The organism is Peribacillus alkalitolerans (genome assembly GCF_010882125.1).
Lineage (GTDB): Bacteria > Bacillota > Bacilli > Bacillales > DSM-1321 > Bacillus_BN > Bacillus_BN alkalitolerans.
Genome location: NZ_JAAGVZ010000018.1, coordinates 54,089 through 66,741 on the forward strand (window position 1 = coordinate 54,089; position 12,653 = coordinate 66,741).

Genomic DNA, 12,653 nt, shown 5'->3' on the forward strand with positions numbered 1-12,653 from the left:
TTTCTGAAAATTATCATTTCCTCCTACATTCTAACGTTTTATCGTAAATTCCCCCAAGATTCGATAGCGTAAAACATTAATATATCAACAAAAGTTAGAATTATATATTCATTTAAGCGATAAAATCCTTCAATTTTTAACAATTCAACATCAAATTCCCCCAATTTACTATGCCAAAAACCTCAACTACTATATGTAATAGTTATCTAAATATTTTAATAAAAGAAACATTCGTACAGGGGGAGAGGAATTTGGGGAAAAATAGGTTTAAAAAAAATCTGATAAAGACAACATTAAGTTGTTTAATTATGTCTACAGTCATTCCATTAAATGTTATGGCAGAAAATTCAATCCCAAGCACTATTGAAGGTAAGGTTTCAGGTAGTCAATCTCTAACAGGGAAATTTAATTTAACACCAGAGCAGTTAGAGGCAATGAACAAAATTAGCACTGAGAGTGAATTAAAAATTTCTCCACAAATCAACCTCAGCAGCCCTGAGCCCGTTCGCGTAATTGTAGAATTTAAACAAGCACCAGCAAAAGTAGCAGTCCTTCAGCAGCAAATAGCTGGAGACGAAATTTCGTTAAAAGACGCTACTAAAGCGGTCAATGATACGCATCAAAAGTTTAAAGATTTTGTTCAAACAAAAGCTAGGCAAAAAGCAGGAGTTAGTGCAATCACTCCGTTTAATACTACTTCACAGCCTAAAATTCAGATTACTCAAGAATACAAGCATGCGTTCAACGGAGTAGCAATGACACTTCCGGGAACAGATGTTGGAAAACTATTAGAGTCAGGCTTAGTCAACCGAATTTTTAATGATCATGTTGTGAAAATTGATCCAATCGGACCAGAAGGCTCCAATGCTAATAATTTGAAAGCAGATAATGCACAATCGACAACTACGACTTCGCGGACAGAGAAGGTAAATGTGTCTGCGCAAAATACTTCTACAAATACGTTGAAAGAGAATTCCATTCCTCTTCCAGGTATTGAAGGTTTGCATACAGAAGGCGTTACAGGTGCAGGAATTAAAGTCGGTGTCCTTGATACAGGTATTGATTACAACCATCCAGATTTAAAGAATGTATATAAAGGATATCGTAAAACAGATGGAGAAGATCCAACGACGGTGGAACAAACAGCGGTAAAGGGTTGGGATTTTGTCGATAATGATGCTGACCCAATGGAGACGACGTATCAAGATTGGTTAAATTCAGGCGAACCTGATTATGGTGAACAGAAGTATTATACTTCCCATGGTACTCACGTATCAGGTACGATTGCAGGTCAAGGAGAAAATACGGTTGATTATCCGGCTTTAGGTGTTGCTCCGGATGTTGATTTATATGGTTACCGTGTATTAGGTCCATATGGTAGTGGATCTTCAAGCAGCATTATTGGTGGTATTGATAAAGCGGTCCAAGATGGAATGGATGTCATCAACTTATCACTAGGTGTTCAACTGAATGACCCGCTACTTGCAGAGTCCGTTGCGATTAATAATGCTACACTTGCTGGTGTTACATGTGTCATTGCAGCAGGAAACGCAGGTTCAGGAGAGAAAACGCTTGGTTCACCAGGGACAGCGGCACTAGGCATTACTGTTGGAGCAAGCGACTTCCCAATGGGGATCCCTACAGCGTCGGCGACTGTTGGCAGTGAAAACTTTGACAACATGATGCTGTTAGGAAAAGGTTTTAAAGATAACTTAGATACGTTATTGAACCAATCGTATCCTATCGTCTTTGTTGGATTAGGTGGACAGGACGATTACAAAGACGAGAATGGTCAACCACTCGATTTAGCAGGAAAAGTCGCATTAGTGGAGCGTGGAACGCACTCATTTGTGGACAAAGTTACAAACGCGAAAAATGCGGGTGCAGCTGCTGTTATTATTTATAACAATGTAGATGGTAAAATCGACAGTTATTTATCACAAGATACAAACTTTATTCCAGCGTTCCGTATCACAAAAGAGGATGGAGAACGTTTAAAAGCAGCAGTATCTTCTCCAATTACTTTTAGTAATATAGGTTCTGTTGTAACGGATGGGAATCATCTAGCTGATTTCAGCTCAAGAGGGCCTACTACGAAAAACTATGACATTAAACCTGATGTAGTGGGGCCGGGTGTATCTGTGTATTCCACCTATCCAGAATACGTTCATAGTCCAGAAGAAGGTATTGATTATTCATCAGCTTACGCTCGTATTTCTGGAACATCTATGGCAACGCCTCATGTAGCGGGTATTGCAGCACTTATTTTACAAGCACATCCAGACTACACACCATTTGATGTGAAAGCGGCGTTAATGAATACAGCGGATAAGTTATCTAGCGACTATTCTGTATATGAAGTAGGAGCAGGATTAGTGGATGTAAAAGAAGCAGTTCACGCAGATGTATCTATTAAAGTCATGGACAAAACACAAAACATTGATCAAAATGGTTCAATCGTCACAATTGACGAAGAAACAGGTTCCATTGCTTATGGTACGATCTATAGAAAAGAAAAAGATATGAATGAAGAAAGTCGAAAAATCGTTATTAAAAATAAAGGTGCCCAGCAAAAAGAATTTGATATCCATTATGTATATTCGGAAGCTAAAAATGGAATTCTTGACGCAGTGTCCAATAAGGTAGAAATGACGACATCGGTACAATCAATTACGGTTGCAGCAGGAGAATCAGCTGATTTGACAGCGGCCATTCGTGTGCCAGGAACAGCAGAAATGGGCCGATACGAAGGATACGTGAATATTGTCAATCATGTAAATCCACAAGAAAGCTATCGTTTGCCGTTCGCCGTTCGCGTAGTGGATAAAGGGATTAACTCTATGGAACTATCTAATCCATCCATCAGCACGGTGATGTGGGATCCGTTTCACCCATTTTTGGAAGGCCCTTTTAGAGCTTTGACATTTAAATTAAATAGCCCTGTTAAGAGCGTTCGTACGTTAATTTATGCCAAGGATGGCCGTCCGCTTGGAAGCAGTAGTCCAATGCCTATCGATGCTGAAAATGCACAGCTAGACGAAGATTTATTTCTAAATTTCAGCCCATATTATTATCCGTTTATTGACGATCCAAAAGAAGAGAAAACAGATATGAATGCACCACTAGCCACATTACCAGAAGGTCAATATAAAATGAAATTTAGAGCAGTAGATGCAGACGGTAAGACATACGAGAAGGAGCAAGTGTTTGTTGTAGACAATACACTACCTAAACTGACATTTAAGGATAGAGCTCCAGGTGTATACGAGGTGAAAGATTCAGACTTTACACAGGAAACCATTAACGGAAATGCTCATAATGCATTTTGGATTCACGCCAATGTATATGATGAAGGGGCAAATCTTTTAGCGCCACTTGGGATGACACAATCTTCTAACCTACTTTGGTATTATCAAGATCAGAAAGTATTCCCAGATGGAGATTTTCCGATTGAAAATAACGGAGACGTGAAATTTGGCATAACGAAAGAAGAGGTTGAGAAGGGGACAACCGTCATTTTATTCCCAATGGATAAGGCATCAAATGCTCATTTATTGAATGAATTTTATCCTTATGCCTTTGTTAAGGAAGGTACGCCTTATGTAGTGCCTACTTACGACAAAAAGAAAGTGTACAAAAATGATACGTTAACGATGACGTTAAGTTTGAATAATGTTGAAAAACTGATGTCTGGAACGTATGACGTTGGATTCTACAAGAACTTTGAATTTGTAGATGTAAAAGTAAATAAAGAGTTCCATGACTATGCCGAGAAAAACGGTTTGACAGTAACAGTTGACGAACCTGTCGTGAAACAACATCCAATTTATGACTGGTCTAAATATACCGTCAATGCAGGGGCTCATATTAGCGGCGATGGATTCGAAGGAATTAATGGCGACATCGCATTCCTTGATGTAACGTTCAAGCTAGTAGACGATCATTGGTCCATTCTTTACGATACAATGGATGCTGAAGAAAATACGAAAACATTTAGTTACACGAAGTTTGGGGAATCTACGCCAACAACCATCACTTCGTATAATCTAATAAATAGCTATAAAATTATACCAAAGCATTCCTATGTAGAGTCAGTTTTACGTCTTGAACCATTCTATGGTATATGGGATAAAGACCTATCGAAAATTGGAGCAAAAGTGTACGCTCTAAGTTCTACTGGAGAGAAATACCCAGGAACACTTGATTCTCCACAAGGTTATTTCAGTGTGAAGAATATTCCGTTATCAAAAAATCCGTACGATATTGTGGTAGAGGCTCCTGGGTATCTAAAGAGCATCCAAAGGGTGGATCTAGCCAATAAAACCACTTGGGGCGAGGAGATCGGAGCGTATAAATGGGTAGGTGGTTTACAGCCTGAAGCTGCTGCAGGTGATGTGAATGGGGATGGCGTTATTGATGTCCTCGACGTGAAGCAAGTAGCGAATAAATTCGGTCAGCAGGATAATGTAACGTTCAAAATTGAAGATTTGAACCAAGATGGCATTGTCAATGCAACGGATATGAATTATCTCGTTAAGAATTTATACAAATCGAACCAAGATGCGACAGTTTCACCGAAAGAAAAAGTTGAAGGTAAGTACGCTACAGATTATTTCAATAAGTTAGGAATCGCAACACCTATTAACACATTGAAAAATTCGTCGAAGTCTAGTCATACAGCTACACTTAGCTGGTTAGCTGCTGTCGATGCAACTGATGTGAAAGTTGAGCAATCTAGCGATAATGGTGTAACATGGAGTACTGCGAGAACTGTACAACCAGTTTCAATAGGTTCTAACCATGCAGTAGTGACTGGATTGTTAGCTAAAACTTCTTACAAGTTTAGAGTGAAAGTCACAGATGGTTTGAACGCTGGGATTTCAAATGAAGTAAATGTAAATAAAAGCAACAATCGTTAATGAAATTGACGACAATGATACTATAGGTACAGGTAAAGCAGATGCGAATGCAAATATTGTTGTGAAAAACAATGATGTGGTAGTTGCATCAGGACAAGCAGATGCTGGAGGAAACTTCAGTCTAAAAATCAGTCCTCAAAAAGTAGGAACTGTTTCAAAAGTGAGCACTACTGATGCGCTCGTCGTACTCCTCAGTTCTCAAAACGTTAATCTTTACGTTTTCAAAGACACTCAACCATTTGGTTGGGAGTCTTTTTTTTGTGTACTTAAGTGTAAGTTTGGACTCGATAATTGTCTAGCTAATTGTCCAATACGTTTATTTTAGCACAATTTCTTTGGGGGCTTTTTGACGTTGTTTCCTACAATAACAGGCAAATGCTAATCTTTACGGTATACATTCTGATTGCTGCTGGAATGTACCGTAATTTTTTTGAAAAATACTCTACATAACTTGTGGATAAGTGATGACCTCAGGTGGACTTACTCCTATTGATGTTATACACATATGATAAATTTGAAACATCAATAGGAGGTATAGTGATATGCATTTTCGATATCCAAATGAACAATATGGTATCCATTACGAATATAACCAAAATGGATATTTAAATAATTTAGATGAAAGAAACTCCCCTTATATTTATCAGTCCTATTACCCTTACTACTCTAACAGTTATCCTTATCGTAATAACTATTCTGATCCTCAGTATTACCCTGTTCCTCAAAACATTTATCCTCAATATCAACCTTGGGAGGGATATTATCAAGAGGAAGATTGGCGTGCCAGCTGGAAAGAGTGGGAGGATCTAGGTGCCCCACGTGGAGGCTTTAAAGGAGCACCAGCTGTCGCTTCATGGCAACAGAATAGGCTAGATTGTTTTGTTCGGGGAGAAAACAATCATATGTGGCATAAATGGTGGAATGGTTCAAGATGGAGTGAATGGGAAGATCTTGGAGCTCCTCGTGGAGGATTAAGGGATTCGCCTGCTGCTGTTTCATGGGGACCGAATCGCATCGATTGTTTTGTAAGAGGAGAAAGGGACCGGATGTGGCATAAATGGTGGAACGGCTCAAGATGGAGTGAATGGGAAGATCTTGGAGCACCTCGACAAGGATTTAAGGGATCACCAGCGGTTGCTTCATGGCAGGCAAATCGTCTAGATTGTTTCGTACAAGGGGACGACAATCGTATGTGGCATAAGTGGTGGAATGGCTCAAGATGGAGTGAATGGGAAGATCTTGGAGCACCACAAGGCGGACTCAGGGACTCCCCAGCCGCAGTTTCATGGGGACCAAATCGGATTGACTGTTTTGTCAGAGGAAGAAATGACCGCTTATGGCATAAATGGTGGAACGGTTCAAGATGGAGCGAATGGGAAGATCTTGGAGCTCCACGTGTAGGTTTTGAGAATGCACCTGCAGTCTCTTCATGGGCGCAAAATCGTTTAGATGTATTTGTACGCGGTGATAATAATCGGATGTGGCATAAGTGGTGGGACGGTTCAAGATGGAGTGAATGGGAGGATTTAGGAGCACCGCGCAATGGTGTAAGATCTTCACCAGCCGCTGTATCATGGGGACCAAATCGCATCGATTGCTTTGTCCGTGGATCTAATGACCATATGTGGCATAAATGGTGGTCATGATCCTGTAAATAACAAAAACCAAAGACTCTTAACCATCGGGTTGTGAGTCTTTTTATTATGGAGAAAAGAATTAAACTTATTTTCAACTCATACGTTATGAAAGGAAACTAGTGGAAAGGAACTGAGTAATCAGTCAGAAAAGCATCAGGTACTGATCCAGTGGGATACAATCCCACTACTAGTCCTTGACGTATATGGGAGCATGCCTATTACTTACAATATAAAACCAAGCGAGCGGAATATGTGGAAAACTGGTGGAATATTGTAAACTGGCGCAATGTGGAAGAACGATTTGAAAATGCAGAACAATTGAAATGGAAACCATTTTAAAACACCAATTTATTTTTTGGTATAAGCCCTGTTTTTTATATCAGGGTTTTTACTATTTCCTTGCTTCTCCTTTCTAAACCATATTAATATTTGCCAGTCTGTAATTTGTCCTTTTAGAGAATTAGGGAACTCACCTAATCAAAAACTACTTTCAATCAGACTTGTCGAGCATCAAATTATTGCTACGATTTGTCAGTACTATTGCTGATATCCTTTAATGAGGTGTAAATATATGATGAATGTGGTTACAGGGTTGAAAGAGAGGCGAAAGGAAAAGCAAATTAAATACGAGCGAAAGGTATTGCGGGAACTATCTCCAAAGCAGTTAAAGGAGCGTGTTCAGACCTATTTGCTTGGGAATCATAAATTGGGTATTTCTTTTTCTCAAGTTCTTGAGGAAGGGTGTTTCGATGTGGCCATTGAAGCATTTTTGTTAGGTGCTAATTATAGTAAGTTTGGCTATTATGGTGAATCGTTAGAAGACGTCAATAGAAGATGCGAACAAGAAAAGAAGCATCTAATAGATACTTTATTTAATTTTATCTTGTACTGGGGTAAGCTCGGTGACCAAGATTTGTATAATGAGTCTTTATATTATCAGTGTGATCAGTATGTAGAAAGCTGGTGGCATGATGGATTTGAGAAGGGAAAGAAACGCTTTAAGCTCCGTTTGCATTAATCACTTCTATTTTCTAAAAAGGTTCTAAAACCTACGCCTGTCCCATACATTTTTTAATGTATAGGGTATGGAAGGGGTTTTAGAAAATGTTGAGGAAATTCAAATTTACATCTATCGCCATTGGAATCATCATTTTATTTTTGATTGTCACCTTTCAGTTTATAGATGATGATTCATGGGATTCTTGGAATTTGCCCCTTACTGGAAAGGTTATCATTTTAGATGCCGGACATGGGGGTCCTGATGGTGGTGCAGATGCAGCAGGTGTAGTAGAAAAAGAAATTGCTCTTTCTGTAACGGAAAAACTTCGGGATTATCTTCAGCAACAAGGCGCTTTAGTCATTATGACTAGGGAGAAAGATACTGATTTAGCGAGGGAAGACACAGAGGGAATTCGTAATAGGAAAAGAGAAGATTTACGGAAAAGGGTTGAGCTTATCAATGAATCGGAAGCGGATTTATTTATTAGTCTCCACCTAAATTCATTTCCTTCGTCTAGATGGAGTGGGGCACAAACATTCTACAGTTTACGATATGAAGAAAATGAAAGAGTTGCCAAGTTCATTCAAAGGGAATTGAGAGATAATCTAGGCAATACCACACGAGAAGCACGACCAATTGGGAATGTTTACTTAATGAAATATGCGAAAAAGCCTGGTGTTTTGGTTGAAGTTGGATTTTTATCGAATACTGTTGAACGTAATAATTTAACAAGTAAAGTGTACCAAAATCAAATCGCTGCCTCTATTTATAAAGGTGTTATGAGATATTTTACAGAGAAAAAATATGTTCAGGCAGATGACAAAGGATCGGCTGTTTTTACATTGCCTATAGAAAATGAAAATTAGTCATTGATACCTTGCTGAATTGCAAGGTATTTTGATTATATTTCAATCATCAATGAAGTAACTTGATGTCAGGGGACTATTAGGAATAATCGTCGTTGAGAGAAATCCCCTATTTGAAAAGTTAGAATTGTTGATCAATGAAAAGCTTAGGATACTCTAAGTTTTGCTGAAATATGGTATACTGATGTTGGAAACGAATACATTAAGGCGGTGCTCGTATGTTGACTGAACAGAGGATTAAAGAATTATTAAGTGGATTGAATGATCCATTCCTACATAAAAGTTTGCTTGAAACAAATGGTATTGAGGAAATCAAAATTAAGCCTGAAAAAAATTATGTTAGTGTAAAAATTGCGATTGCTAAGACAGGTACGGCGGAACAATTACAACTTCAAGGGAAAATTGTTGAGCTGCTAAAGGAACTTGGGGCTGAATCAGTAGGAATCCGTTTTAATGCATTAAGTGAGGAAGAATTATCCAAACATCGTATTGCAGAACCTACAAAGGATTTGGGATTATTATCACCTGAATGCAAAACAACATTTCTTGCCATCGCAAGCGGAAAAGGTGGAGTAGGGAAATCTACCATATCAGTTAACCTTGCCACCTCATTAGCAAGGCTCGGAAAAAAAGTGGGCCTTATTGATGCGGACATTTATGGCTTTAGTGTTCCTGATATGATGGGAATCACGAAGAGACCGGTCGTTCGGGGAGAAAGAATCATACCAGTTGAACGATTTGGCGTAAAGGTTATATCAATGGGCTTTTTTGTTGAAGACAATGCTCCTATCATCTGGCGTGGTCCAATGCTTGGAAAAATGTTAAATAGCTTTTTCCAAGAGGTTGAATGGGGAGAGTTAGATTATCTTTTATTGGACTTGCCTCCAGGTACGGGTGACGTAGCACTAGACGTGCATTCAATGCTTCCGTCATGTAAAGAAATTATCGTAACCACTCCTCACCCAACAGCGGCATTCGTAGCTGCTAGAGCAGGTGCAATGGCTCTACGTACAGATCATGAAGTAATTGGTGTAATCGAAAATATGTCTTTCTTTGAAAGTGAAGTTACTGGAGAAAAAGAATATGTATTCGGTAAAGGTGGCGGTGAGAAGCTTGCCGAGGAACTAAGAACAGAGTTACTAGGACAGCTTCCACTACAACAGCCTGATTGGAACGATGAAGATTTTGCTCCTTCCATCTATGCTGAAGACCATAAGCTAGGAAAAATATATAAAGAAATTGCACAAAAAGTAGTAGGTATCCTAAATTAACTAAATAACCCTCAATCCAAATATGGATTGAGGGTTTACTTTTTAACAAATTTAGTGGCTAATCTTTATTGTCCACCTTCTGAGCCTTGGTCTCCTCCACCTTCTCCGCCATCAGATCCACCACCAGATTTCTCTTTACCTCCACCTTCTTTTCCCTCTGCTTGTTCAGTTGCTGCTTTAAGTAATATCCCTTGAATCTTTGCTTGAAATAACGGACTAGAGAAGGTTTCAATCATGGTTTTTTTCATTTCTTCTCGGACCTCGTTACTTTTTACAACCTTTGAAATTTCTTTTTGCATTTCTTTGTCCATTAAGATTTCATTCAATGTTGCACGGTACGCAGGGTCCTTCATTAATTCCTTCAATAATTTTTTATGTTCTTCCTCCATACTTTTCGCATAACTTGAAGCGAACTTAGGGTCTTTGAAAGTTTTCTTCCAGAAATCCTTCCCTTTTTCAGATATTACAGTTTTTTCGATGGTATCACTCACAACCGCCTGATCCATTATTAATTGGCTCTTCATCTTATCATCTGACATAACTTCCTGAATCGCTTTTTTTCCATCATCCGTTTTTAGTATATCGACAACCATTTTCTTGGTTTCTTCATAATCCGCCTTTCCTGCGCCAGCTTCTTGTTGATTACATCCAGCTAGAATGAAGATTAAAATGGTAATGGTAATAAATGAAGTGCTTTTTGTCATTTCTAGATGCTCCTTTCGCACTTATCTCTACTATTAATATGAAATGTTGCAAAGGAATTTATTCGTTGGTGATTATTGTAGATTTTTAAAAATTTGGTTGGTACAATCTATAGATGTGATAATGATTATTGGAGGCCTTTACTTTGACTAGTAGGAATTTAGTTCGTTTATTTTTTTCCACATTACTCTTAGGTGGATTAACAGCAGGTATTGTTGGTTTTATTGCACGCTGGGAAGAGTTTGAACATTTATTTTCCCCATTTTCGACTGGCGAGGTTATAACTACCTTCTTATGGTTTATAGGTGTAGGTTTGATTTTTAGTGTAATCAGTCAAATGGGTTTTTTTGCATACTTAACCATTCATCGGTTCGGACTTGGAATTTTTAAAACAGAGCGATTATGGAATTGGGTTCAACTAGTACTAATTGCATTTGTTATATTTGATCTTGTTTATCTTCGTTATATTGCTTTTGGAAACGGTGAAAGTATTCTTCCTTATATAAGTTTGGCAGCTTTAGTCTTGATAATAGGCTTAGTGGTAGCTTACGTTAAAATGAAGCAAACCAATCATCATGCGTTTATTCCATCATTATTTTTTATGATTGTGGTCACTGTCATTGAGTGGGTTCCTGTATTACGTGCTAACGATGAGGGCTGGTTATTCTTTATGCTAATTCCGTTACTGGTATGTAATGCTTATCAACTATTGATCCTTGCCCGTCTTAATGAAAAGTCACAAAAAGAATTGGCTGCAAAAAAAAGTAAATAAATGCTTAAACCCAAAAGGACTATCCTAATTCGGAATAGTCCTTTTGTTTTTATTTAATTTCCTCGCTTTTTGCAGAGGTATTGGCGATCATTTCTGAAACGGTAACAAGTTTTAAGTTCTTAGATTTCACTGCTTGTAAAATAGAGGGCAGAGCAACAACAGTTTGTTTGGCTGAGTCAGATGCATGAAGGAGTATGATATCTCCTTTTTTTGCTTTTTCAATATTTGAAACAATATTCTCTACCCCTGGATTTGTCCAATCTTTTGAATCAACACTCCAGTGTACTACGGTATAGCCAAATCTTTCTCCTATTTCAAGTAAACGTTTATCAAAGTGCCCAGTTGGAGCACGTAACAATTCGATATTTTTGATATTGAGCTTTTTAAATGCTTCTTGAGCCTTTGAAATGTCACGCACAATATCTTTGTCTTCAATAACAGAGTAATCCTTATAGTTATAGCCCAGCATCCCGATTTCGTAGCCATCTTTCACAATTCTCTCGACAATGTGTGGATGACGTTCAGCCCATGAACCAGAAAGAAAAAAGGTAGCGGCTTTCACATTTTGCTTTTTCAATTGATCAAGTATCGGTTCGGCTTTTTCATCCCCCCAGCCAATATTGAATGTCAATGCAATGTCTTTTTCTCCTTTATATACTGCTTTTGGTCCATTGGCAGTAGAAAATACGGGAGAGTTGATAGTATTTTGCAGAAAAAAAATCCATGCTGTAATAAAAGCAAGTGCACCAATCAATAGGATTTGTTTAAGTTTTTTTGCTTTCACTATATAAAATAAATTCATACAACCACCTCGTCCAAAGTTTCCTTGTCACAAATGTATGCGAGAAAATATCGGATATGCTGAATGTAAAATAAATGTTTCATAAAAAATGAATATGTGGAAAAAATAGTAAAAAAATATCGAGGTGCCCATATGATTGGATTTCTAATTAATGAAAAGGAACAAAAAGAAATGGAGTATTTGTTAAAGAGAGAAATGGATGAAATATTATTTGATTTACAAGATAACCGGATTGATCATATAGTAAAAAGGGCAATGGAAGAAAGGTATAAAATTCTCTTTAATCTATTTACAAGAGTAGCACCACATAAGGAATGCCTGAAATACATGAGAACTAAAAACTATCCAAAGAAGAATAATAAAATGCCAAAATAATTTTTTAGAAAAACATATTGACTCAAGATATAATTGCCTGGTATATTTATTAACGTCGCTGATAACAAAACGTAAAAATAAGAAGTAATTAACTTCGAAAAAACTTGTTGACAGTGAATTGAATAGTTGTTATTATATAAAAGTCGCTTACGGGCGACGAAGTAAAATTGCTCTTTGAAAACTAAACAAAACAATACGTCAACGTTTAAATTTAAGTCTTTTAAATAAGACATTTTATGAGCAAGTCAAACACTTTTTGGAGAGTTTGATCCTGGCTCAGGACGAACGCTGGCGGCGTGCCTAATACAT

The 12,653-nt window shown here is 37.8% G+C and carries 10 protein-coding genes and 1 pseudogene; 9 read left to right on the forward strand and 2 right to left on the reverse strand.

What is annotated here, in order from left to right:
- Positions 1–251 precede the first annotated feature (251 nt).
- The 7 genes and pseudogenes from G3O09_RS22805 to G3O09_RS17685 all read left to right on the forward strand — a co-directional run bounded on the left by G3O09_RS22805 (position 252) and on the right by G3O09_RS17685 (position 9,693).
- Positions 252–4,919 carry a S8 family serine peptidase gene (locus G3O09_RS22805; RefSeq protein ID WP_163102773.1) on the forward strand — a complete coding sequence of 1,556 codons (4,668 nt, stop codon included), beginning with the start codon at positions 252–254 and terminating at the stop codon, positions 4,917–4,919.
- Between the two features lie 55 nt (positions 4,920–4,974).
- Complete coding sequence (locus G3O09_RS23020) at positions 4,975–5,244, forward strand: Ig-like domain-containing protein (RefSeq protein WP_420850358.1); 270 nt, start codon at positions 4,975–4,977, stop codon at positions 5,242–5,244.
- A 217-nt stretch (positions 5,245–5,461) separates the two neighbouring features.
- Positions 5,462–6,565, forward strand: coding sequence for a PLL family lectin (locus tag G3O09_RS17665; protein WP_163102774.1), 1,104 nt, complete (start codon positions 5,462–5,464; stop codon positions 6,563–6,565).
- Positions 6,566–6,695: 130 nt separating this feature from the next.
- Positions 6,696–6,895 (forward strand): annotated as a pseudogene (locus G3O09_RS17670) (Fe-Mn family superoxide dismutase); the annotation flags it as partial.
- A 235-nt stretch (positions 6,896–7,130) separates the two neighbouring features.
- Positions 7,131–7,574, forward strand: coding sequence for a YbaK family protein (locus G3O09_RS17675; RefSeq protein WP_163102782.1), 444 nt, complete (start codon positions 7,131–7,133; stop codon positions 7,572–7,574).
- Positions 7,575–7,660: 86 nt separating this feature from the next.
- On the forward strand, positions 7,661–8,422 hold the full coding sequence (cwlD, locus tag G3O09_RS17680) for an N-acetylmuramoyl-L-alanine amidase CwlD (protein ID WP_163102775.1): 762 nt from the start codon (positions 7,661–7,663) through the stop codon (positions 8,420–8,422).
- Positions 8,423–8,640: 218 nt separating this feature from the next.
- Positions 8,641–9,693: a P-loop NTPase gene (locus G3O09_RS17685; RefSeq protein ID WP_163102776.1), complete on the forward strand. Its 1,053-nt coding sequence runs from the start codon at positions 8,641–8,643 to the stop codon at positions 9,691–9,693.
- 65 nt (positions 9,694–9,758) lie between these two features.
- Here the strand turns inward: G3O09_RS17685 and gerD are convergent, their stop codons facing one another.
- Entirely contained in the window at positions 9,759–10,397 is a 639-nt protein-coding gene (gerD, locus tag G3O09_RS17690) for a spore germination lipoprotein GerD (RefSeq protein ID WP_163102777.1), read from the reverse strand.
- 143 nt (positions 10,398–10,540) lie between these two features.
- On the opposite strand from gerD, the gene G3O09_RS17695 reads away from it, so the two are divergent.
- Positions 10,541–11,167 carry a KinB-signaling pathway activation protein gene (locus G3O09_RS17695; RefSeq protein ID WP_163102778.1) on the forward strand — a complete coding sequence of 209 codons (627 nt, stop codon included), beginning with the start codon at positions 10,541–10,543 and terminating at the stop codon, positions 11,165–11,167.
- 49 nt (positions 11,168–11,216) lie between these two features.
- On the opposite strand, the gene pdaB is transcribed toward G3O09_RS17695, so the two are convergent.
- Positions 11,217–11,969 carry a polysaccharide deacetylase family sporulation protein PdaB gene (gene pdaB / locus G3O09_RS17700; RefSeq protein ID WP_163102779.1) on the reverse strand — a complete coding sequence of 251 codons (753 nt, stop codon included), beginning with the start codon at positions 11,967–11,969 and terminating at the stop codon, positions 11,217–11,219.
- Positions 11,970–12,101: 132 nt separating this feature from the next.
- Between pdaB and G3O09_RS17705 the strand changes: the two genes are divergently transcribed.
- Complete coding sequence (locus tag G3O09_RS17705) at positions 12,102–12,344, forward strand: hypothetical protein (protein ID WP_163102780.1); 243 nt, start codon at positions 12,102–12,104, stop codon at positions 12,342–12,344.
- Positions 12,345–12,653: the final 309 nt, after the last annotated feature.

Bases quoted from the DNA above. Each gene is read 5' to 3' on its own strand.
- G3O09_RS17665 (WP_163102774.1), top strand. From the start codon at position 5,462: ATGCATTTTCGATATCCAAATGAACAATATGGTATCCATTACGAATAT.
- G3O09_RS17675 (WP_163102782.1), top strand. From the start codon at position 7,131: ATGAATGTGGTTACAGGGTTGAAAGAGAGGCGAAAGGAAAAGCAAATT.
- cwlD (WP_163102775.1), top strand. From the start codon at position 7,661: ATGTTGAGGAAATTCAAATTTACATCTATCGCCATTGGAATCATCATT.
- G3O09_RS17685 (WP_163102776.1), top strand. From the start codon at position 8,641: ATGTTGACTGAACAGAGGATTAAAGAATTATTAAGTGGATTGAATGAT.
- gerD (WP_163102777.1), bottom strand. From the start codon at position 10,397: ATGACAAAAAGCACTTCATTTATTACCATTACCATTTTAATCTTCATT.
- pdaB (WP_163102779.1), bottom strand. From the start codon at position 11,969: ATGAATTTATTTTATATAGTGAAAGCAAAAAAACTTAAACAAATCCTA.
- G3O09_RS17705 (WP_163102780.1), top strand. From the start codon at position 12,102: ATGATTGGATTTCTAATTAATGAAAAGGAACAAAAAGAAATGGAGTAT.